Here is a 20,712-nt window from a genome sequence, read left to right as displayed (position 1 = left end):
GGACGTGTATCTGAAGGGCTATGCCACGATGATCGACTTGACGGTCGGCCTGGCCGAGTATTTCAGCTTTTATAACGGCGAACGCCCTCATCAGTCGTTGGGGCAAAAGACACCTGATGTCGTATATAAGACCGCGATGGGCGGTGGAGCAGTGATTGTGAATAAATACCCACGCGCGATTGATGGAACCCCTGTTCCGCTACGCTCCACAGGGGTTCCATCAATCGCGGAGTCAGCACCAGAAGTATCGGCAGAAGCTAAACCGGGGCAGCGCCGACCCGCTGCACGTGACGTTGAATGTCTAGCTTAAACCCAGTGGATTTCTGTCTTGACTCAGGGGTCCACTTCAATTGCCTGCGCGATATCTATGTGCGTGGCAAGTATCGCGATGTCATTCTGCCGATGTTCGTCCTGCGCCGCCTCGACTGCCTTCTCGAACCAAGCAAGGATGCGGTGATGGAAGAAGCCGGGGAACATTTCACCCCCCGCGAGGTCATCGATCCCTACGGGGATCCTATACGCACCGCATTCAGTACCGCCATATTGATCGACTGGCTGATTCGCAAGCCCGGCGCCTTCGCCAACTATCGCTATCGAAGCGATCTGTTCCCGACAAGTCCGCTTCCGGATGGCGTACGACTCGCTGTGTGAACGCCATACGCTTGGCAAGGCTGGGAAGGAGTATGTGAAGATCCTGCAGCTTGCCACCAGCGAAAACGAGACCGCTTTAGACGATACCCTACACTAATTGTTCAAGGGGTAGGTGTCTCACTCTCATTGACACAGAAGGCAGACGCATAAAATAGCGGGAAAGTATAATAAAGCGATGCTGTTTTCCCAACAGAGACGGAAAAGCCCGGAGAACCAATTATTCTTGGCTCTCCGGGCTGAACTTGGTGCCGGAGGTCGGAATCGAACCGACATGGGATTGCTCCCGCGGGATTTTGAGTCCCGTGCGTCTACCAGTTTCACCACTCCGGCATGAGATGATGTTTATAGCTCAGATTCCGTTTTGCAGTCAAGCAGAAAGCGTTGTCGTTCTCGTACTCGCTGTTCAGTCCTGGAACAAATGAGACTGGACGTGACTGAGCGTCGGCAGCTTCTCCCTGATTTCTCGCACCCGTTTGCTGCTCACCGAACCGGTCAGCAGGGTTTCACCTTCTCCGGCGGTGGCGAGCGTTACCCCGTACGGATCGAAAATCGCCGAGCGGGCCGCGAACGAGGTGCCGCAGAGATTGACCCCGGCCATATAACAGGTGTTTTCGATGGCCCTCGCCTGCAGCAAGGTAAGCCAGTGTTCTTCTTTCATCGGGCCGGCATACCAGGCGGACGGGACGATCACCAGGTCGGCGCCGTGACCCGCCAGATAGCGGAACAGTTCAGGAAAACGCAGATCGTAGCAGATCGCCAGGCCGACCTGTAGCGAGCCCACGGAAAAAATCGGGGGCGGAGTCCGCCCGCCGATCATCGTGTCTGATTCCCGGACGCTGAGCGCATTGAAGAGATGGATCTTGCGATAGCTGGCCAGCAGATCACCATGATCGTCAAAGACGACAGCTGCGTTGACCGCCTTGTCCGGCTCCTGGTCGGCCTTCTCCCAAAAGCCGCTGGCTACTGCGATCCGGTGCGCCCGCGCCAACTCACTCAGCGCCGTGGCAAACGGACCATCAATCGGCTCGGCCACAGAGCCGAGTGGTTGCCCCGATTGCGGCAGCGCCATGAACATCTCCGGAAACACGATCAGGTCACCACCGGCCTGCGCCGCCTGACCGATGAGACGGCGGGCCGTTTCAATATTTTCACGGACCGAAACCGAACCAGCAGTTTGCGCAAGGATGAGTTTCACGGTCATAGGCTGGGTTCCTCCCCGGTGTCTGGCCAGCTCGCCTAAATGAACTGAGGCAACACGCGAATATCGTACGTATGGGCGATGCGTCGTTTGAGCAGCGGATCGGCCATCTCGATTTCAAACCGCTCGCCGTAGCTCAAGCCGCCAATGGCAGCAAACGTACCGCAAAACATACAGAATGAGCACCCGTCGTCCACGCACTCTGACGGCATTTCGGCAAGCAGTTCGAAAATATCGCGATTGGCCGCCAGGGTCCCTTCCTGGTAGAGCCGTCGCCGGCCACCCTCGGTAATCCAGGAACGGAGCGTCACCTCGGCCAGGTGGTCTTGCACCTCGTCCAGCGGCCAGGCTGCGTCGGCCATCGGTTTGGCACACATCTGTTTCGATTCCGGGATGCCGTATTGCTCGAACTGGCGATCGGTGTGATCGCTGCCGACCGTCAGGTAGCGCTGTCCGTCCCGGGCGACAACGACAACCGCCTCGACCTCCCCGGAGGAGTTCGGCCCGACGACGCTGATCTCCGGTCTGCTGGTCAGCAAGGATGGGCTCAGGTTCATATAGGTCGGCGTGCGCCCCGGCGGGGTGACGCCGAGGGCGGCCAGTTCATCGATATGCTTTTGCAGGGCGGCCCTGTCTTTACCGACCCAGCCGGCGACAACAAGCCGATCGATGACCAACTCCTGCGAGCTGTCGGGAAACGTGAAGCTGATCGTCTGCATGATAGTCCTCCGAGAATGACGAAAGATTACTGAACGTAGCGGGCCAAAATCAAGGCCAGGTCAGGGTAGAGCAGCAGCAGGAAGATCATCAGGAGGATCAAACCGACAAAGGGAATGCTGCCGATCATTACTTCACTGATCGAACCACTCTGGCGGATTCCCTGTACCACATAGAGATTGAGCCCCACCGGCGGGGTAATCAGGGCCATTTCAATGAGCAGAATGAGCAAAACCCCGAACCAGACCGGATCGAAGCCGAGACCGACCACCACCGGCGCCACGATCGGAATGGTGATGACCATCAGCGACAGGGTCTCGATGAAAAAGCCGAGCACCATGTAGAGAGCTACGATGACCAACATGGTCGCCATCGGGCTCATGCCCAGATTGTTGACAAAATCGGTGAGCATCTGGGTCAGACCGATCGAGGCGAGGACGAAGTTGAGAAAATAGGCGGCAAACAGGATGAGCATGATCATCGCCGTGGTACGCATCGTCCCTTCCACCACGTCGCGCAGCATGACCAGGCTCAGGCGTCGGTGGGCCGCCGCCAGAGCCAGCGCCGCGAGTACGCCGAGGGCTGCCGATTCGGTCGGCGTTGCAAAACCGGCATAGATGGAGCCGATCACCACGACAAAGATCAACAGCACCGGAATCAGGTCTTTGAGGCTGCCGAGACGCTGCGACCAGGACGAGTTCACCTTCTGTCCGGAGAGTTTCGGATTGATCAGGCAGATGACGACGATGCCGATCATGAACAGGATCGTCAGCGTAATGCCGGGGACGATGCCGGCCAGGAAGAGGCGCGGGATCGACGTATTGGTCAGAAAACCGTAGACGATCAGGTTGATCGACGGCGGAATAAGAATCCCCAACGTCCCGCCGGCCGCAATTGAACCGGCAAACAGGCTTTCCGCATAGCCGAACTTGCGCGCCTGGGGCAGCGCCACCGTGGTAATCGTCGCCGCGGTCGCCACCGAGGAGCCGGACGTGGCGGCAAACAGTGCCGAAGTGGCGACGTTGGCATGCATCAAACCGCCGGGCAGCCAGGAAAGCCAGTAAAAAAGCGCTCGATAGGTGCGCTCGGCGATACCGGCCCGGAGCAGGATCTCACCGAGCAGTACGAATAGTGGAATGGCCAGAAGTAAAAAATCGGTGCCCGCGGACCAGGAGATCTCCCCGAGGGCCTTGTAGAGCGGAAACGGGGAATACACGCTGCCCATGCTCAGGCCGAGAGCCGCCAGGGCCGCGGCAACCGGGATGCTGAGCAACAGAAATAGCAACAGGACGGCAAGAACGACACCAATGATCATCATCGGAAGCCCCCATCGGATGGTGTCTTCGCTTCAGGCAGGGACGCACCTTCCTCCTTGATCTCGTCCTCGATGGTATTCGGTCCGGTCAGGGCGCGGGCGCCCTCCAGATCGCCACGGGCCAGCCGGGCGACAGAGGACACGAGCAGCACTACCGTGGTCAACAGAAAGCAGACAAGTCCAAGAAACCAGAGTCCTTGCGGAATCCACAACGGGGTATGCAGCGGCGTGTTGGCCGCCGAATTCCTGATGATCGAGGTCTTCACCACCAGCCAGGCAAAGTAGACAAGCGGTATCTGGTAGACAAGAAAGGTCAGCAGCGACAGCAGGTCAAGCAGCGATTGCAGACGCTGCCCCATTTTCGCGTAAAAAATATCGATGCGGATATGTGCCTTGCGCAGCAAGGCAAAACCAAAGGCCCAACTGCAACTGATGGCCAGCACGTAGCTGGAGATTTCATCAGCTCCGCCCATGGAGATGGCGAAAACCTTACGGAGCACCACCTCTACGGCAATCATCGCAGAGGTAAAAAACATCAGCAAACCGCCGACCCAGACGCCGACCCGATTGACGATTTCGGTAAGAGAGAGGAGTTTGCCCATACGCTCAATCCCGGCCATCTACAGCTGATGGCGGATCCTGAATCAACTGGTGGTTCTGCGAACCGGTCATCGGCAGGAAGACCCGGCTCGACGGCGGACACAGCGGTTACCTACATCAGTGGGCCTGATCGGTGGGCAGGGTCCGATACGATCCCCCGCCCGCCGACGGCCTGAGAGGCTACTTGATCTGGATATTGGCCTGCTTGCCGGCAGTTTCGTTCCATTGCGCGACATCGGCCGGGGAGACCTTGGCGGCCCAAGCCGGCAGGACGTTTTCCACCAGAACTTCCTGGGCCCGCTGCAGGTCGTTGTCCGAGATCGGCACCAGGGTCAAATTGTTGGGCTCACCGTGGGCGCACTGCTTGCCCGTCAGGCAATCCACCCCGGCTATCGTCTCCTCGGCAGTTACCTGCCAGGCCGGCGTTTCCAGCTCGTCGGTGATCATCTCCTGCAATTGCTGTTGCTCGGCCTCGGAAAAACTCTCCCAGGTTTTCATGCTCATCGAAGTGATCACGTAATCCCAGCCGCCGACCGGCAGCGGATAGATATGATCGGCCACTTCTCCCCATCCGGCCGAATATCCCGATAGGCTGCCGGTAATGGCGCAGTCGACGACACCGCGCTGCAAGGACTGGGGGACTTCGCTGAAGGACATGGTAACGCCGGTGGCGCCGAGCGCGGTGACGAATTCCGACGTGGTCCAGCCACTCGCCCTGATCTTCTTTCCTTTCAAGTCATCGAGCCCGGCGACCGCTCCCTTGCAAAAAATGACCTGGGCCGGGTATGGGGCGATGGCCAGCAACTTGGCGTTAAAGTCCCGGGCCAGCGTCTCGGCGACGACCGGACGATAGGCATCGACCACAGAGCGCGCCTGCTCGATCTCCGGGGCCAGGGCAGGCATATCGAGCCCGGCCAGGACCGGGGAATCGGCTACCACGTAATCGGCGACAGTATGTACCACATCAAATACACCCATATCCATCTGGCGCAGGACGGCGGGACCGTTGAGGTTGACCTGGCCGAGGGAAGTCATCTCGACCGTCACATCGGGCATCGCCGCCGGCACCTTTTCCGTCCAGAACGGCTGCTCGAAATTCTTGAACATCGTCAAACTGTTCCAACTGCCGACGACCCGAAGGTCTTTGGCGATCGCCCCCGAGGCAATGGTCAGGAGCAGGCCGGAACACAGGGTGAACATGGCAACTTTTTTCATGGGTGGACCTCCGTCTTTTAAGGGTGGTGGTAGTAATGCACGTTCGGCTGATGAAAGACCTTGCTGCGGAAATTCATCACGTGTTCCACGATGGCGTCTTCCGCGGCCTGGGCGTCTCCCTGACAGACCTTCTCGAACACATCGAGATTCTCCTGCAGGGTCTCGGCCAGATCCTGTTTCGTCCTGTTTTTAAAGGACAGATACCAGGTGCGGGTCACCAGGTCGAAGATATGTTCGGCCAGATCGTCGAGTAACGGGTTGTTGAGCAGCGCGACCAAGCCTTGATGAAACTTGCGTTCGATAACCAGCAACGCGTCGATATCACCGGCTTCGACCAGCTCGGCGACATTGTCGAACAGCGCCCGAATCTGCTCCAGCCTGTCGGGGTCGACACCGCCTACGAGCATACGGTTGCGGGCCAGTCGCCGAACGACATGGGTCTCGAGCATGATCCTGACCTCGATCAGGTTCTCGAAATCGGTGAAATTGATATTGCTGACGAAAATGCCCTTTCTCGGCAGTATCGTCACCAACCCTTCCGCTGCCAGCTGCTGGAGCGCTTCCCGGATCGGCGTCCGGCCCATCCCGAGGTCCCGGCAGAGCGTGTTTTCCACCAGGCAGCTACCCATCGGAAAATCGAGCGTGATGATCTGCTTTTTCAGCCAGTCATAGGCAACCTGGCGCATCGATTTGTTTGGCATACTTGTGATATATCATGTAGTATACCAGGTGTCAATACAACGATGATCTCATTTCACAGGAGCGAGGCAATGAACCAACCATCGCCGGTATCTCCCGGCACTGCGGCTATCCCGGAACGGATGCAGACGCTGACGCCGGTACAATTCAGAAATGAAGTTCGCCGCGGCTTGTGGCGCCAACCGACCAGCGGCTGCTGTGTCGGCTACACCCAGCTCAACCTGGTCATCCTGCCGAGCCGTTACGCGGACGATTTTCACCAGTTCTGCCGGCAGAATCCGAAACCGTGCCCGCTGCTCGAGGTGGTCAAGGGGGGTGGCTATGAGGCGAAAAAGCTCGCGCCGGGTAGTGATCTGCGCACCGATCTGCCTGGCTACAAGGTCTTTCGAGCCACAGAAGTTGAACTGCGCAGTGACGTGACCGATCTCTGGCAGGACGATTTCGTCAGTTTTCTGATCGGCTGCAGCTTCACGTTTGAAAACGCGCTGCTCAAAGAGAACGTGCCGGTTCGTCATATTGAATGCGGCTGCAATGTACCGATGTACCTGACTAACATCGCCTGCCGCCCGGCCGGTCCGTTTACCGGTCAATTAGTGGTCAGCATGCGCCCGATCCCCGCTGCACTGGTCGAAAAGGCCTACCGAATTACCGGCCGTTATCCGGCCGTCCACGGCGCACCAGTCCATCACGGCAATCCGGCTGCAATCGGCATCGGCGATCTGTCGCGACCCGATTTTGGCGATCCTGTTCCTGTTCGCGATGGCGAAGTGCCCGTCTTCTGGGCGTGCGGGGTGACCCCGCAGGCGGCTTTGATGAATGTCGCCCCCGAACTGGCCATTACCCACGCCCCCGGCTACATGTTCGTCTCTGATTATCGCGACGAAGAGTTCCAGGACCGTCAGGGCGATTTCAGCGAGGTATAAAAGGAGGTACGGGCAGTCGCCTAGCGGGCGGGAGTTTCCACGAAAACGGCGCGGAGTTTGTAGAAGTAGTCGATAGCGGACCAGACGGCCATCACCAATGAGCCGTAGATCAGGATCCTGCCGATTTCATGCTGGTACGGCACGGGCAAGACACCGAGCGGAAAGATCAGAAACCCGAGACCGAAATACTGCAGGTTACTCTTGATCTTGCCGAGCATGCCGGCTGCCACAACTTTACCGCTGGTGGCGGCCAGGCCGCGAAACCCGGTAACGATGATTTCGCGGCAGATAATAACCAGGCTGACGGCGGCCGGAATCTTGCCGAGCGGGATGAGCATGATCAGCGCCGTGGTAACCAGCGCTTTGTCGGCCAACGGGTCCATCAGTTTGCCGAGCACCGTCTCGGCCTTGTACCTGCGGGCCAGGTAGCCATCGGCAAAATCGGTCAGTGCGGCCAGCACAAAGACGAGAAAAGCCGCCATTTCCACACCGGTGCCCTGGTGGATCATAAAGAGCACCATCAGCACCGGTATCAGCGCAAACCGGAAACCGGTCAGTATATTCGGCAGGGTCAGCAAGTATTTCATCGGGTTATTGAACCGTTACCAAACCACGAACATTGATCTGCGCACGATCGAAGACGTCGGCGATACGTCTTTCACCGTAGCCTTCATAATAAGAGAGGACCCGTTTGACATAGAGGACGGTTTCCGGAATCGACGGTACCTTACGGACTTTCTTGACCAGCGTGGGACCGGCGTTATAGGCGGCCAGCGCCAGGGTCACGTTGCCGTCGAACATATCGAGCAGGGTGCGCAGATAACGCGTGCCCCCGTCGATGTTCTGCCGGGCATTGAACGGATCGGCAACGCGCAACTCACGAGCCGTTGCCGGCATCAGCTGCATCAACCCCTGCGCCCCGCGACGCGACACCGCGTGCCGGTTGAAATCCGATTCGGCCCGGATAACCGCCTTGACCAGGTTCGGATCAAGACGGTAACGGGCGGCACACTGATTGATCTCCCGGTCATAGGCAAACGTTTTTTTCGCCGCACCCCAGCGGGCTGACAGCGAGGAGCCCTTCTTCGTAAAATGGCTGAACGTAACCTGTTTGCCGGCGCGAAAGGTTCTGCACTGCGAAGAGTCTGGCGTGTTCGTGAAGTGCTTGTTGCCTTTGCCGTCCGGGCAGACAAAAATGCCGTCGCTCGCCAGGCCGGGTCTGCCCGTCATGACGATACCGATCAGCAACAAAGTCAACAACCGGCACAACCGCTTGCTGTGCCGGTCCCTGGTTTGGAGCCTCGGGCTCATTGGGCGCGTTTTTCCCAATCCGACAGGAACTGCTCCATACCGATATCGGTCAACGGATGCTTGGCCAGTTGGGCGATCACCTTGAACGGAATAGTGGCGATATCGGCACCGATCAGTGCAGCTTCGACGACATGCATCGGGTGCCTGACGCTGGCGACGATGACTTCGCTCTGGAAGCCGTAGTTCCGATAGATGGTCATGATATCGTTGATCAGATCCATTCCGGGTTGACTGATATCATCGAGCCGTCCGATAAACGGGCTGACATACGTCGCCCCCGCCTTTGCCGCCAGCAGCGCCTGAGCCGGAGAAAAGACCAGGGTCACATTGGTATTGATCCCTTCGGCCGTCAGCTGCTTGACGGCTTTCATCCCCTCGACGATCATCGGGATCTTGACGACGATTTTGTCGCTCATCGCCGCCAGTTCCCGGGCCTCACGCAGCATCCCATCGGCTTCGAGGCTGACCACTTCGGCGCTGACCGGGCCATCGACGACGGCACAGATCTCTTTGAGAATCTCGTGGAACGGCCTTCCTTCCTTGGCCACCAACGACGGGTTGGTGGTAACGCCATCAACCATACCCATTGCCACGCCTTTTTTAATCTCATCCAGATTGGCGGTATCGATAAAAAATTTCATAATTCTTCTCCTTTTTCGGACAGAAAGTGTTCAGAGCATTCCCTGCTGCAGAAGTAATGCGTCTCGCCCTTTACCTCCAGCTGGATGGCCTGCTGCTTCGGTACCAGTTTATGACAGACAGGGTCCTCGACCAGGACATCGGTGATCATTTCAGGTTTCTCGGCCGACGCACGCTTCTTTGCGTCCTTCGTGCCGCTTCCTTTACCAAGGCTTCGCATGATCAATCGATAGCCGATATAAAGCAGCCCAGCCAGGATCAGAATTCTCAGCGGTCCCAAAAGACCTCCTTGTCCGTTGTTTCGTAACGTTCATGATCAACTGCGACCACGGTACTTCCATTATAGTCAACCGGCAATAAAAGTCTAAATCTTCCGTGCCGGGGTCAACTCCTGTCTTGTCCGTCGTCTCAACTGCCCGCCGACCAGGATCCTTTAAGCAGCTCCTGCGCGGTGACCCGACCGGCAGCGATTCTGCGCCGCAGATCATCGAGCAATTGACTCACCGTAGAGCCCGCAGCCAGTTCGGGGTCGGGAAAACCGGGGGCGATGTCGGCAAGCGGCGCCAGCACGAACAATCGATCGGTCCGCTGCGGGTGCGGCAGGGTCAGGCGCGGTTCGTCGCAGACCACGTCTCCGAAATAGATCAAGTCCAGATCAATCAGTCGATCCTGGTAGCCTTTCGACTCTTTTTCGCGCACCCGGCCGAAGGCAGTTTCGACATGCTGCAGGATTTCGAGCAGGCGAAACGGTGAACAACGGGCAACGACCCGGCCGACAGCATTAGTGAACCAATGACTGCTGCTCATGCCGACCGGGGAAGAGAGATAGGGGGCGGACAACTCGCCAAGCGTCACGTCCGGCTGCTCTCCGAGCAGATTCCAGGCCTTGATCAGAGTCTGCCGGCTGTCGCCGAGATTCGATCCGAGCCCGATGAAGACGTTTTCGCACGCCGTACCATCCTGTTGCGTACCCATGACTCTCCGCTGGTTCTTACTACCGCTCTCCAGCCGCCAGCGCCTTAAAGATCCTGCAGGTCGAGAACGTCGAACATCGAATAGAGGCCGTTCGGTTTGCCGGCCAGCCAGGCTGCCGCAATGGTGGCTCCGCGGGCAAAATGGTCCCGGGTCTGAGCACGGTGCGTCAATTCCAGCCGCTCACCGGGACCGGCGAAAAAGACGGTATGCTCGCCGACGATATCGGCGGCCCGGATCGACTGGATGCCGATCTCCTGCGATGTTCGCTCACCGATGATGCCGGAGCGTTCGTAGACGCCGACATCGGCCAGCCGCCGGCCGACCCCTTCGGCGGCGAGTTCGCCGAGTTTGAGCGCGGTGCCGCTCGGCGCATCTTTCTTCTTGTTATGGTGGGCCTCGAGGATCTCTATATCGAAATCATTGCCGAGGATGGCCGCCGTCTTCTTGACCAGCTTGAACAGGACGTTGACGCAGACCGACATATTGGGGGCTTGGACGCAGGGAAAGTGGGCGCTCAGCTCGGCCAGCTCGGCCAGCTGGTCGCCGGACAGGCCGGTGGTACCGATGACCATCGCCTTGTGGTGGTCGGCGGCCAGCCGGGCAAAGGACATGGTGGCCTCGTGAAAGGTGAAGTCGATAATCACGTCGCCATCTTCGATCACCGACTCGAAGCCGGCGCCGATCAGCACACCGTTGCGACCAAGGCCTGCCAGCTCCCCGGCATCGCTGCCGACCGCCGGACTGCCCGGCACCTCGAATGCACCGCCGTAGACCAGATCCGGGTGTCGGTCAACCATGACGCCAACGCGCCGGCCCATGCGTCCGGCGGCACCGGCCACGATCACTCTCATCATTGCTGTCTTCTCCTGCCGTTTCGGCGCTCTAAAGCATACCGAGCCGACGCAGCTCGGCCTGCAGCGCTTCGATGGTGGCCGCGTCCGGCCCGGTCATCGGCAGGCGCGGCGCACTGTCTTTCATACGACCGAGCAGCTCCAGCGCTTTTTTGGCCGGGCCCGGACTCGTCGATTTGAACATCAGCCGCATCAACGGGAAAAGCCGGTAATGCTCGGAGCGGGCGGCAACTGCATCGCCGCCCAGGGCAGCTTCGACCATGCGCGCCATGCCGCCGGGATCGACGTTGGCAACAACGGAGATGACCCCTTTCCCGCCGGTGAAGATGGTCGGCATGGCTGAGAAGTCATCGCCGGAAAGCAGCACGAATTCGGGCGGGCAGAAACGGATCACATCACTGATCTGGCCGAGATCGGCACACGCTTCCTTGATGCCGACGATGTTTGGTATCTCCGCCAGGCGGGCTACCGTTTCCGGCAGCACGTGAATGACCGTCCGACCGGGGACGTTGTAGAGTATGATCGGAATGTCGACGGCCTCGGCAATGGCCTTGAAATGGAGGTACAACCCTTCCTGATTCGGCTTGTTGTAGTACGGCACGACGGACAACGCAGCATCGGCGCCGCTCTTCTTGGCACTCTCGGTCAGCTCAATCGCTTCGGACGTGCTGTTCGCCCCGGTGCCGGCGATCACCGGCACCCGGCCGGCCACCGTTTTCACCGTCAGATCGATGACCTGTTTGTGTTCGTCGAAGTCAAGGGTCGCCGATTCACCGGTCGTCCCACACGGAACGATGCCGTGAATACCGTTTTCGATCTGGAATTCGATCAGATCAACCAGGCCTTGCTCGTCGAGCCGGCCATCGATGAATGGCGTTACCAGTGCGGTAATCGCGCCATGAAAGCGTTCCATGGCTCCTCCTGTTGGTTTTTACTTCACGTTTCGCGCAATCCGGCAAGAGCCTAGAGCAGCGCTTCTGCGGATAATTCCGCCTGATAAATCAACCGGGCCGCTCCCTGCAGGAACACCTCAGTCGCCCGGTTCTGCTGCAACGAAAACTGAACGAGCAGCTGCTCGCCACCGGTGGTGGTAACGTCAACCGGCGACTCGCTCAACCCCTGCTGCACGGCAATGATGGCAGCGGCAACCACACCGGTGCCGCAGGCCATGGTCTCATCCTCAACGCCCCGTTCATAGGTGCGCACGAGCAGGCTGCCGTCCTCTTCGACCCGGACGAAATTGGCGTTGGTGCCGGCCGGGGCAAACTGGTCGTGATAGCGGAGCTGCCGCCCCCACTCTCTGACCGGTACCTGATCGGTTTCGACAAAGACGACCGCGTGCGGCACCCCGGTATTGATAAAGAACACCTCGTGCCGGACGCCATCCAGGGTAATGAAGATATGGTTTCGATATCCCTCCGGCTCGGTCATTCGGACGCTGACGTGCTCCTGCTCACCGATAATCTCCGCCTCGATGACTCCGGCCACCGTACCAAAGCGCATGCTCGACCCGGCAATGCCGGCCCGGTAGGCAAAGCGCGCCGCGCAGCGGGCGCCATTGCCGCACATCTCGGCGATTGATCCGTCGTTGTTATAGAAGCGCCAGCGAAAATCCAGCTCATCGTCGTTTTCGATCAGGATCAAGCCATCCGCACCAGCCGAAAAACGCCGGCGGCAGACCAGCTGGGCGAACTCCGCCTGTCGCTGCTCCGGAATGAGCGGCTCCCGGTGATCGATAACGATAAAATCGTTGCCGGCACCGCTCATTTTGGTGATTGCTATCGGAAAATCCAGGTTCATATCACTGGTTGCCGGCCGCTCGTTGCCGCCTGCTATCTGGTGGTTGCCTCGCGCGAAAAATCCGATTCGTTGGGCGGTGTCGCCTGATCCAGCGCGGTTATCGAGTAGTACGAACGCGCGGTGGCCGGCGGCTGCGCATCAACGTAGAGTGAATAAGGCGCGGCAACCTCGCCGATCAATTCCGGCTGGCGCTGTTCGGCCATACGGCGGTAGACGCGATAGCCGGCCACGTCCTCGTCGGCCGGCTCCCAGACAATCTTGACCCCATCGTCGGTCTGCACGGCGGCCACACCGACCGGTGGCGGCGGCGGAGTCTGGTCGACCGGGGCGGCGCTGATCGCCTCGCTGACACCGCCGGTGACCTCATGGCCCTGATAATCGAGCAGGCTCTGCACCCGATAGAAATAAGTGCGGCCGTTGCTCACCCTGCTGTCGCTGAACCTCGTTGTCGCCAACGCCTCACCGAGCGGCTCGAACTCCTTGCCTTCATCGCTGCGAAAGAGCTGATAGCTGATATCGCCTTCAACAGCGCTGCCGTCGACCAGCGACGTCACCGGTTGCCAGTTCAACGTAACGCGCGAATCGGCGACTTCGGCGTTCAATCCGGAAGGGGCGACAGGCGGTAGTGCCCAGACGAAGGAGACGATGTTCGAATCACCGCTGGCGGCCCACCAACTGTTGCGGGAACGGACCTTGAAGAAATATTTATGGCCGGGACGCAGCAGAGAGGTCTGGTAGACGGCCGTCCTCGGCTTTTTGGCCTCGATGGTTTCGCCGCCGGGGACCTCGAGCGGCTCGCCAAACGGTATCGGACACGTATCACATACCTCGTCGAGGGCGACTACCGCCCGGTACACGTCAAAGGCGGAGATATCGACCAGATCGGTGCCCCTGACGGTCTTGACCGGATAGGTCCAGTTCAACTCGACCCCTTTGTCGTCAATGTTATAGCGCAAATCATCGATGGGCACCGGAACGATACTGGCCGGCGGGACCGGATCGGTCTTGAACCCGCACCCTCCGGCGACGAGGACCGTAACCAGAAGAAAAATCGTGCCTGCACGTCGTGCGCAATATCCGCTTTTCATCATCATATCCCCATGTGTTTTTCCGCGGCACCGAGTGCTTCCGTGACCCGCTGCGAACTCGTGCCTCCCGTTGAGATCCGGCTCTCCACCGAACCGTCCACGCTTAAAACCTCGAAGACATCTTTGTCAATCGCCGGCGAGAAACTGCGTAATTCATCAAGGCTCAGTGCATCCAGTTCGCACTTCTTTTCCAAGCAATACCCGACGATTCTGCCAACTATACCATGCGCTTCCCGGAATGGTACATCTTTCACGACGAGATAATCGGCAAGATCGGTGGCGGTCATGAAGCCGGTGGCGGTTGCTGCCCGCATCGTCTCGGTGTTGAAACTCAGGTTGGCAAGCAGCTCGGCCATGATTGCCAGCGATGCGGAGACGGTGTCGACGGCATCGAACACCGGCTCCTTGTCTTCCTGCAGATCGCGATTGTAGGTCAGCGGCAGCCCTTTGATCAGCGTCAGAAGCGACATCAGGCTGCCAACCACCCGGCCGCTCTTGCCCCGGATCAACTCGGGAATATCCGGGTTTTTTTTCTGCGGCATGATCGACGAACCGGTGCAGAAGCGGTCCGGCAGATTGACGAAATTGAACTCGCTGCCGGCCCAGAGCACCAGTTCTTCGGAGAGCCGGGACAGGTGCAGTTGGATCAAGGCGCAGCAGGAGACGAACTCGATAGCGAAATCCCGGTCACCGGCAGTGTCCATGGAGTTGGCGGTGACGTCATCAAACCCGAGCAGCTCGGCGACCCGCTCGCGGTCGATGGGCAGGCCGGTACCGGCCAGCGCGGCGCTGCCGAGCGGGCAGACATTGATGCGCCGGCGACAGTCCTGCAACCGGTCCGCATCGCGCCCGAACATCTCGTAATAGGCGAGGAGGTGGTGGGAGATCAGCACCGGCTGAGCCCGCTGCAGGTGGGTATAGCCGGGCATCACCGCGCCGAGATAGGTACGCGCCTGAATCACGAAGGCCCGGCGCAGCGCGGTCAGCAGCTCGCCGAGCCGGTCGCACTCGTCACGCAGGTAGAGGCGCAGATCGAGTGCGATCTGGTCGTTGCGGCTCCTCGCCGAGTGTAGCTTCGCCCCGGCCGGGCCGATCCGTTCGGCCAGCGCTTTTTCGATATTCATGTGAATATCTTCAAGCTCCCGGCGGAAGGCAAAGCTGCCGGCAGCGATGTCGACCTCGATACCGCTCAGCCCGTCGATGATCGCGCTCAGCTCGTCACGGCTGAGCAGGCCGTTTTCGGCGAGCATCGTCGCGTGCGCCTTGCTGCCGGATATATCGTAGCGATAGAGCCGGGCATCATAGTGGATCGACGCGGTGAACTTCTCCACCGATTCGGCGGTCGCCGCGGCGAACCGGCCGCCCCAAAGTTTTTCAGAACCGCTTGCTGGTGTTGTCATCGTTTCTTCTGCTGCAGTGCCTGGATTCTCAGGCGCAGGCCGTTGAGACGGATAAAGCCGGTGGCATCCGCCTGATCGTAGACGGAGTCCTCTTCAAATGTGGCAAAACTCTCCTGATACAGGGATTGCTCGGACTTCCGGCCAACCGGAATACAGTTACCCTTGTACAATTTCAGCCGCACCGTACCGTTCACCGTCTGCTGGGTGGCATCCATCGTCGTCTGCAACAGTTCGCGCTCCGGCGAGAACCAGAAGCCGTTGTAGACCAGTTCGGCATAGCGGGGAATCAGCGAATCCCTGATCTTCATCACCTCGCGATCCAGCGTGATGGTCTCCAGGTCGCGATGTGCCGTCCGCAGGATGGTGCCGCCGGGGGTCTCGTAGACGCCGCGCGATTTCATGCCGACGAAGCGGTTCTCCACCAGGTCCAGCCGGCCGATGCCGTTGGCGCCGCCGAGTTTGTTCAGGCGCGAGAACAGTGCCAGCGGAGAGAGCCGATCGCCGTCAAGGGCCACCGGGTCGCCACCGGCAAATTCAATCTCCAGATAGGTCGGTTGATCCGGTGCCGCCTCGGGCGCCACCGTCATTTTGAACATCGCCGGGTCCGGCTCCGCCCACGGGTCTTCGAGGATACCGCCCTCATAGCTGATATGCAGCAGGTTCTCGTCCGAGCTGTAGGGCTTTTCCTTGGTCACCGGCACCGGGATGCCATGCTGCTCGGCGAACTCCACCAGCTTTTTGCGCGAATTGAGGTTCCAGGTGCGCCACGGAGCGATGATCTTCAGCTTCGGGGCGAGACCGATATAGCCGAGCTCGAAACGCACCTGGTCGTTGCCTTTGCCGGTGGCGCCGTGGCTGACTGCGTCGGCGCCTTCGACGGCGGCAATGCGGACCTGTTCCTTGGCGATGATCGGCCGGGCCAGCGAGGTGCCGAGCAGGTACGATCCCTCGTAGATGGCGTTGGCGCGAAAGGCCGGAAAGATGTAGTCGCTGACGAACTCGTCCTTGAGATCGGCGACGATCACTTTTTCGGCGCCGGTCGCCATCCCCTTGGCCCTGACCGCCTGCCAGTCCTCTTCTTGACCGATATCGGCGCAATAGGCGATAACCGGGCAACCGTATTCCTGGGCCAGCCATTTGAGGATCACCGAGGTATCGAGCCCGCCCGAATAGGCCAGGACAATTTTATTTACATCCATCGTTTCTCTTCCTTTATGGGGGAGGTTCTGCTCCTGCACCGGCGCACCGGGCGATTTCCAACAATCACGACACGCTTCACCGTAAGACTTCACGCCTGTGGGTTAAGCAAAGTTTCAAGGATCGCCTTGTGCATGTGCATCTTGTTTTCCGCCTGATCGAAAATCACCTCGTGATACGCTTCCAGCACCTCGTTGGTGATCTCTTCGCCGCGGTGGGCGGGCAGACAGTGCAGCACTATAACCGTCTTCGGCGCCAGGGCCAGCAGGGCATCGTTGAGCTGGTAAGCAGAGAAGGTGCGGAGCCGCTCCTGCTGCTCCTCTTCCTGGCCCATCGAGGCCCAGACATCGACGTTGATCACCTCGGCGTCCTGAACCGCCTGGGCCGGATCGCGCACTACGGTAATCGGTTTGCTTGCCTGGCTGCGGGCTGTACCGAGGATCTCCTGATTCGGCTCATAACCCTCCGGGCAGGCCAGCGCCAGTTCGAAGCCGAACCGGGCCGCCGCCTGGATCCAGGAATTGGCCATGTTATTGCCGTCGCCGACCCAGGCAATCTTGAGCTGCTCGATGGCGCCCTTCTGCTCGACAACGGTCATGATATCGCTGAGAACCTGGCAGGGGTGGTGCAGATCGGTCAAAGCGTTGATGACCGGCACCGTGGCGAACCGGGCCAGCTCTTCGACCACATCCTGGCCAAAGGTCCGCACCACCATGCCGTCGACGTAGCGGGACATGACCCGGGCCATGTCCTTGAGCGGTTCGGAACGGGCCAACTGGGTATCCCGGGCGGACAGGAAGATGACCTGGCCGCCGAGACCGTACATTGCCGACTCGAAAGAGACCCGGGTGCGGGTCGATGGTTTTTCGAAGACCAGGCCGATGATCCGGCCGGCCAGCCGGTTGTGCGTCACGCCGTCGCGTCGCTGTTGTTTCAGCTCAAGGGCACGGTCGACCAGGCCGGTCAGTTCAGTGGAAGTAAAATCCTGCAGCGACAAAAAATGTTTCGTCATGTCCGTCACCTGCTCACCTGCTCCCGAAATCGGGAGGGGCCGGGCTGGGCCCGCATTGGTTTTTGTTGCCCCCGCACCGCAGCTGCCGGTTCGGGGAAAACTTTTATCCTTACCAAAAAACAGGTGCTTTGCAAAGAAATTCCCCAACACCGCCGGGCCGTCCCCGTCGGCTGCTGCCCCGGTCAGGCTTGGTCGGCAAGGACCTCGGCCAGTGCTTCGATGAGCAAGTCGATATCGGCCCGCTCGACGATCAGCGGCGGGACGAAGCGCAGCGCTACGTTGCCGGCGAAATTCATCAGGAATCCTTTGTCGAACATGGCGTTGACAATGGCCCCGCCCCGGGCCGTGCCGGCCTCGGTCAAGACCAGTCCGCAGATCAGCCCGAGACCACGGACGCCGGCGCAGATCCCGGGAAAACGCTCGACTAGGCCGGCCAGTTGCTGCCGGAAATAATCGCCCTTGGCCCGGACTTCCGGGAGAAAGCCGTCACCCTGCATGGTCTGCAATACGGCCACCGCGGCGGCCGCGGCAACCGGGTTGCCGCCAAAGGTCGAGGCATGGGTGCCCGGTGTCAGCGACGCGGCAAGCCGGTCGGTGGTGAGCATCGCGCCGATCGGCAGACCGTTGCCGAGCGCCTTGGCAACACTCATGATATCCGGAGTGATGCCGAGCTGCTCGTAGGCGAACAGGGTGCCGGTGCGGCCCATGCCGGTCTGAACTTCATCGAAAATCAGGTGCAGGCCACGGTCGTCGCACAGCTGCCGGATGGCCTGCAGGTAGTCCCGACTCAGCGGCCGCACCCCGCCCTCGCCCTGCAGCGGCTCACAAAGCACGGCGCAGGTCCGCTCGTTGATTGCGGCCTCGATGGCGCCGATATCGTCGAACGGCACGTGGACGAAACCGGCGGGCAACGGCTCGAAGCCGGCATGGAACTTGGGCTGTCCGGTAGCCGCTACGGTGGCCAGCGTCCGGCCGTGAAAAGAGCCGGCCAGGGAGATGATCTCGTAGCGCTCCGGGGCGGAGGCAATACGGGCCAACTTGATCGCCGCCTCGTTAGCTTCGGCCCCGCTGTTGGCGAGAAACACCTTGTCGGCAAAACTGGCGGCGACAAGCAGTTCGGCAAGCTCGGTCTGCGGCTCGGTGTAATAGAGGTTGGAGACATGGACCAGTTTGCCGGCCTGGCGACAGATCGCCTCGGTGACCAGCGGGTAGCAGTGGCCGAGCCCGCAGACGGCGATGCCGGAAAGAAAATCCAGATACGTCCGACCGTCGGCGTCGGTGAGCCGGCAGCCGCTGCCGGAAACCATCGCCGCCGGGTAGCGGGCATAGGTGGGGCAAAAAACTCGGTCGGCCCGCTGCTTCAATAACTCATTGGCTGTACTCATCAGTAAATCTCCGTTCCTACACCCTCATGGGTGAACATTTCCAGTAAAATGGCGTGCTCCAGCCGGCCATCGACGATATAGGTCTTATGGACGCCCTGGCGGAGCGCGTCACGGCAGCAATTGACCTTCGGGATCATGCCACCGGCTATGGTGCCGTCGCCGATCAACAGATCCAGATCCTGCGCGCGCAAGGTGCGCAACAGCGCGCCGCCCTTGTCTTTCACGCCCTCGACATCGGTGAGCAGAATCAGTTTTTCCGCCTGCAGGGCGCCGGCGATGGCGCCTGCAACCAGATCGGCGTTGATGTTCAAGGCCTGGCCGTCTTCGCCGACGCCGACCGGGGCGATGACCGGGATGAAGTCCTCACGCTTGAGCGTGGTCAACACCTCGGCGTTGATTTTGGTCACCTCTCCAACCCGGCCCAGATCGATGATTTCCGGCGGCGCCTCGGCCAGGGCATCCGCATCGGCACCGACGCTGATCTGCAGCTTGCGGGCGCAGACCAGATCACCGTCTCGGCCGGACAGACCGACCGCCTTGCCGCCGCTGTGGTTAATCAGGCCGACGATGTCCTTGTTCACCCGACCGACCAGCACCATCTCGACGACATTCATTGTCTCGCCGTCGGTGACCCGCATGCCCTGGACATAGCTCGGCGTGATCTCGAGCCGGTCGAGCAGCCGATTGATCTGCGGGCCGCCGCCATGGACGATGACCACGTTGACCCCGATATGGTTGAGCAGAATCACGTCAAGGGCAAACTGGCGCTGCAGGTTCTCGTCGACCATCGCGTGGCCGCCGTACTTGATAACCACCGTTTTATGGCGGAACTGCTGGATGTATGGCAGAGACTCGATCAGGATCTTGGCCCGTTCAATACTTGCTTTCATAAAATCACACCGGGTAAGGGCAGACCGTTTTCGGCTGTCATGAACCATGCAAGTTGCAGAGCATATTCGAAACAGTCTTATGGCCACCTTGAAACATTTGAATTCCCCCGGCGCCCTCTTTTTTACGGGAGCCGTCGCGCTATCTTAATGACTTGCCGACACTTAGTAAAGCACTCTTTCGAGTCCATTTTTACCGCTTTGCTTTCCTTTCTCCCCATGGTAGGGTATAACAGGCTCGCAATTTGCATCCTGACCGGCTTCCGGATCCAGTCAACCCTAGTGAACACTATGTATCGACTTAATATTGCAACATTTTTGTTTTTTGTTACATTTTTCTGTCTCTTCTCCGTGGGCGTCGCTCCATCGTTTGCCGTCGACAACCCGATCTATGTCGAGGCGGACCAGATGTCCTCCACCGCCGAGACCAACACCGTGCTCTTCACCGGTAATGTCGACGCCAAGCAGGGCGACCTGCGCATTCGCTCGGACAAGATGACCGTCTATTACGACGACCCCGAGACGCCTGAAGAGAAGAAAACCCCCGACACCACCCAGCGCATCGAAAAACTGGTCTGCGTCGGCAACGTCGAGATCACCCGTGAGGACTGGCTCGGCACGTCGGAAAACATGACCTATCTCTCCAACTCCCGCCAGGTCATCCTGACCGGCAACGCCAAGGCCTGGCAGGGTCAGAACATGGTCACCGGTGAGAAGATCATCTATTACATGGATGAAGGGCGCTCGGAAGTGGTCGGTGGCACGGCAGTCACCGCCGGTGGTGGCGACAAGAAGACCGAAGAGAAAGGCGGCCGGGTCAAGATGACCATCAGGCAGAATTAAAGGCCC

The 20,712-nt window shown here is 59.6% G+C and carries 22 protein-coding genes, 1 tRNA gene and 2 pseudogenes; 4 read left to right on the top strand and 21 right to left on the bottom strand.

Going from position 1 to position 20,712, the window contains the following annotated elements; translation table 11 throughout:
* Positions 1–169: pseudogene (locus BUC26_RS22760) on the top strand (integrase core domain-containing protein); the annotation flags it as partial.
* Between the two features lie 128 nt (positions 170–297).
* Positions 298–465: pseudogene (locus BUC26_RS24445) on the top strand (type I restriction-modification system subunit M N-terminal domain-containing protein); the annotation flags it as partial.
* Positions 466–894: 429 nt separating this feature from the next.
* Here BUC26_RS24445 and BUC26_RS18510 read toward each other — a convergent pair.
* From BUC26_RS18510 to BUC26_RS18480, 7 genes are all read right to left on the bottom strand, one after another.
* A tRNA-Leu gene (locus tag BUC26_RS18510) sits at positions 895–981 on the bottom strand.
* A gap of 73 nt (positions 982–1,054) precedes the next feature.
* Positions 1,055–1,852 carry a carbon-nitrogen hydrolase family protein gene (locus BUC26_RS18505; RefSeq protein WP_084540761.1) on the bottom strand — a complete coding sequence of 266 codons (798 nt, stop codon included), beginning with the start codon at positions 1,850–1,852 and terminating at the stop codon, positions 1,055–1,057.
* Between the two features lie 35 nt (positions 1,853–1,887).
* Entirely contained in the window at positions 1,888–2,568 is a 681-nt protein-coding gene (locus BUC26_RS18500; protein WP_073378458.1) for a DUF2848 family protein, read from the bottom strand.
* A 26-nt stretch (positions 2,569–2,594) separates the two neighbouring features.
* The gene (locus BUC26_RS18495; RefSeq protein ID WP_073378465.1) at positions 2,595–3,878 is read right to left on the bottom strand and encodes a TRAP transporter large permease; all 1,284 of its coding nucleotides are present in this window, start codon (positions 3,876–3,878) and stop codon (positions 2,595–2,597) included.
* 2 nt (positions 3,879–3,880) lie between these two features.
* Positions 3,881–4,483, bottom strand: coding sequence for a TRAP transporter small permease subunit (locus tag BUC26_RS18490; protein WP_161949883.1), 603 nt, complete (start codon positions 4,481–4,483; stop codon positions 3,881–3,883).
* A gap of 178 nt (positions 4,484–4,661) precedes the next feature.
* Complete coding sequence (locus BUC26_RS18485; RefSeq protein ID WP_073378455.1) at positions 4,662–5,696, bottom strand: TRAP transporter substrate-binding protein; 1,035 nt, start codon at positions 5,694–5,696, stop codon at positions 4,662–4,664.
* A 17-nt stretch (positions 5,697–5,713) separates the two neighbouring features.
* The gene (locus BUC26_RS18480; protein ID WP_073378453.1) at positions 5,714–6,397 is read right to left on the bottom strand and encodes a GntR family transcriptional regulator; all 684 of its coding nucleotides are present in this window, start codon (positions 6,395–6,397) and stop codon (positions 5,714–5,716) included.
* 120 nt (positions 6,398–6,517) lie between these two features.
* Between BUC26_RS18480 and BUC26_RS18475 the strand changes: the two genes are divergently transcribed.
* Positions 6,518–7,318: a putative hydro-lyase gene (locus BUC26_RS18475; protein WP_073378464.1), complete on the top strand. Its 801-nt coding sequence runs from the start codon at positions 6,518–6,520 to the stop codon at positions 7,316–7,318.
* Between the two features lie 20 nt (positions 7,319–7,338).
* On the opposite strand, the gene pgsA is transcribed toward BUC26_RS18475, so the two are convergent.
* The 14 genes from pgsA to argB all read right to left on the bottom strand — a co-directional run bounded on the left by pgsA (position 7,339) and on the right by argB (position 19,866).
* On the bottom strand, positions 7,339–7,905 hold the full coding sequence (gene pgsA / locus BUC26_RS18470; RefSeq protein WP_073378452.1) for a CDP-diacylglycerol--glycerol-3-phosphate 3-phosphatidyltransferase: 567 nt from the start codon (positions 7,903–7,905) through the stop codon (positions 7,339–7,341).
* Between the two features lie 4 nt (positions 7,906–7,909).
* The gene (locus BUC26_RS18465) at positions 7,910–8,629 is read right to left on the bottom strand and encodes a lytic transglycosylase domain-containing protein (protein ID WP_073378450.1); all 720 of its coding nucleotides are present in this window, start codon (positions 8,627–8,629) and stop codon (positions 7,910–7,912) included.
* A complete protein-coding gene (gene fsa / locus BUC26_RS18460) occupies positions 8,626–9,270 on the bottom strand; it encodes a fructose-6-phosphate aldolase (RefSeq protein WP_073378448.1) in 645 nt (214 codons plus the stop codon). Before fsa ends, BUC26_RS18465 begins: the two co-directional genes overlap by 4 nt.
* A complete protein-coding gene (locus BUC26_RS18455) occupies positions 9,267–9,548 on the bottom strand; it encodes a YHS domain-containing protein (protein ID WP_073378446.1) in 282 nt (93 codons plus the stop codon). The genes fsa and BUC26_RS18455 overlap by 4 nt, the downstream gene beginning before the upstream one ends.
* Before the next feature lie 128 nt (positions 9,549–9,676).
* Positions 9,677–10,243 carry a 2-amino-4-hydroxy-6-hydroxymethyldihydropteridine diphosphokinase gene (folK, locus tag BUC26_RS18450; protein ID WP_073378444.1) on the bottom strand — a complete coding sequence of 189 codons (567 nt, stop codon included), beginning with the start codon at positions 10,241–10,243 and terminating at the stop codon, positions 9,677–9,679.
* A 44-nt stretch (positions 10,244–10,287) separates the two neighbouring features.
* Positions 10,288–11,097, bottom strand: a complete 810-nt coding sequence (dapB, locus tag BUC26_RS18445; RefSeq protein ID WP_073378442.1) for a 4-hydroxy-tetrahydrodipicolinate reductase — start codon at positions 11,095–11,097, stop codon at positions 10,288–10,290.
* A gap of 28 nt (positions 11,098–11,125) precedes the next feature.
* Positions 11,126–12,007 (bottom strand): 4-hydroxy-tetrahydrodipicolinate synthase, encoded by an 882-nt coding sequence (gene dapA, locus BUC26_RS18440; RefSeq protein ID WP_073378440.1) that lies wholly within the window; start codon positions 12,005–12,007, stop codon positions 11,126–11,128.
* Positions 12,008–12,057: 50 nt separating this feature from the next.
* Positions 12,058–12,894 (bottom strand): diaminopimelate epimerase, encoded by an 837-nt coding sequence (gene dapF, locus BUC26_RS18435; RefSeq protein ID WP_073378438.1) that lies wholly within the window; start codon positions 12,892–12,894, stop codon positions 12,058–12,060.
* A gap of 32 nt (positions 12,895–12,926) precedes the next feature.
* Entirely contained in the window at positions 12,927–13,988 is a 1,062-nt protein-coding gene (locus tag BUC26_RS18430) for a fibronectin type III domain-containing protein (protein WP_073378436.1), read from the bottom strand.
* Entirely contained in the window at positions 13,985–15,382 is a 1,398-nt protein-coding gene (argH, locus tag BUC26_RS18425; RefSeq protein WP_073378434.1) for an argininosuccinate lyase, read from the bottom strand. The genes BUC26_RS18430 and argH overlap by 4 nt, the downstream gene beginning before the upstream one ends.
* Complete coding sequence (locus BUC26_RS18420; protein ID WP_073378432.1) at positions 15,379–16,581, bottom strand: argininosuccinate synthase; 1,203 nt, start codon at positions 16,579–16,581, stop codon at positions 15,379–15,381. Before BUC26_RS18420 ends, argH begins: the two co-directional genes overlap by 4 nt.
* An 89-nt stretch (positions 16,582–16,670) precedes the next feature.
* The gene (argF, locus tag BUC26_RS18415; protein ID WP_073378430.1) at positions 16,671–17,591 is read right to left on the bottom strand and encodes an ornithine carbamoyltransferase; all 921 of its coding nucleotides are present in this window, start codon (positions 17,589–17,591) and stop codon (positions 16,671–16,673) included.
* Positions 17,592–17,773: 182 nt separating this feature from the next.
* On the bottom strand, positions 17,774–18,976 hold the full coding sequence (locus BUC26_RS18410) for an aspartate aminotransferase family protein (protein WP_073378428.1): 1,203 nt from the start codon (positions 18,974–18,976) through the stop codon (positions 17,774–17,776).
* Entirely contained in the window at positions 18,976–19,866 is an 891-nt protein-coding gene (gene argB / locus BUC26_RS18405) for an acetylglutamate kinase (protein WP_073378427.1), read from the bottom strand. The genes BUC26_RS18410 and argB overlap by 1 nt, the downstream gene beginning before the upstream one ends.
* A 288-nt stretch (positions 19,867–20,154) precedes the next feature.
* Here argB and lptA point away from each other — a divergent pair, with 288 nt between their 5' ends.
* A complete protein-coding gene (gene lptA / locus BUC26_RS18400; protein WP_073378425.1) occupies positions 20,155–20,706 on the top strand; it encodes a lipopolysaccharide transport periplasmic protein LptA in 552 nt (183 codons plus the stop codon).
* Positions 20,707–20,712: the final 6 nt, after the last annotated feature.

The organism is Desulfofustis glycolicus DSM 9705 (assembly GCF_900130015.1).
Lineage (GTDB): Bacteria > Desulfobacterota > Desulfobulbia > Desulfobulbales > Desulfocapsaceae > Desulfofustis > Desulfofustis glycolicus.
The sequence above is the reverse complement of the archived record's forward strand: the minus strand, read 5'-3'. Positions and strand labels throughout refer to the sequence as shown.

Coding starts and splice junctions, on each gene's coding strand:
- BUC26_RS18505 (WP_084540761.1), bottom strand. CDS start 1,852: ATGACCGTGAAACTCATCCTTGCGCAAACTGCTGGTTCGGTTTCGGTC.
- BUC26_RS18500 (WP_073378458.1), bottom strand. CDS start 2,568: ATGCAGACGATCAGCTTCACGTTTCCCGACAGCTCGCAGGAGTTGGTC.
- BUC26_RS18490 (WP_161949883.1), bottom strand. CDS start 4,483: ATGGGCAAACTCCTCTCTCTTACCGAAATCGTCAATCGGGTCGGCGTC.
- BUC26_RS18485 (WP_073378455.1), bottom strand. CDS start 5,696: ATGAAAAAAGTTGCCATGTTCACCCTGTGTTCCGGCCTGCTCCTGACC.
- BUC26_RS18480 (WP_073378453.1), bottom strand. CDS start 6,397: ATGCCAAACAAATCGATGCGCCAGGTTGCCTATGACTGGCTGAAAAAG.
- BUC26_RS18475 (WP_073378464.1), top strand. CDS start 6,518: ATGCAGACGCTGACGCCGGTACAATTCAGAAATGAAGTTCGCCGCGGC.
- pgsA (WP_073378452.1), bottom strand. CDS start 7,905: ATGAAATACTTGCTGACCCTGCCGAATATACTGACCGGTTTCCGGTTT.
- BUC26_RS18465 (WP_073378450.1), bottom strand. CDS start 8,629: ATGAGCCCGAGGCTCCAAACCAGGGACCGGCACAGCAAGCGGTTGTGC.
- fsa (WP_073378448.1), bottom strand. CDS start 9,270: ATGAAATTTTTTATCGATACCGCCAATCTGGATGAGATTAAAAAAGGC.
- folK (WP_073378444.1), bottom strand. CDS start 10,243: ATGGGTACGCAACAGGATGGTACGGCGTGCGAAAACGTCTTCATCGGG.
- dapB (WP_073378442.1), bottom strand. CDS start 11,097: ATGATGAGAGTGATCGTGGCCGGTGCCGCCGGACGCATGGGCCGGCGC.
- dapA (WP_073378440.1), bottom strand. CDS start 12,007: ATGGAACGCTTTCATGGCGCGATTACCGCACTGGTAACGCCATTCATC.
- dapF (WP_073378438.1), bottom strand. CDS start 12,894: ATGAACCTGGATTTTCCGATAGCAATCACCAAAATGAGCGGTGCCGGC.
- BUC26_RS18430 (WP_073378436.1), bottom strand. CDS start 13,988: ATGATGATGAAAAGCGGATATTGCGCACGACGTGCAGGCACGATTTTT.
- argH (WP_073378434.1), bottom strand. CDS start 15,382: ATGACAACACCAGCAAGCGGTTCTGAAAAACTTTGGGGCGGCCGGTTC.
- BUC26_RS18420 (WP_073378432.1), bottom strand. CDS start 16,581: ATGGATGTAAATAAAATTGTCCTGGCCTATTCGGGCGGGCTCGATACC.
- argF (WP_073378430.1), bottom strand. CDS start 17,591: ATGACGAAACATTTTTTGTCGCTGCAGGATTTTACTTCCACTGAACTG.
- BUC26_RS18410 (WP_073378428.1), bottom strand. CDS start 18,976: ATGAGTACAGCCAATGAGTTATTGAAGCAGCGGGCCGACCGAGTTTTT.
- argB (WP_073378427.1), bottom strand. CDS start 19,866: ATGAAAGCAAGTATTGAACGGGCCAAGATCCTGATCGAGTCTCTGCCA.
- lptA (WP_073378425.1), top strand. CDS start 20,155: ATGTATCGACTTAATATTGCAACATTTTTGTTTTTTGTTACATTTTTC.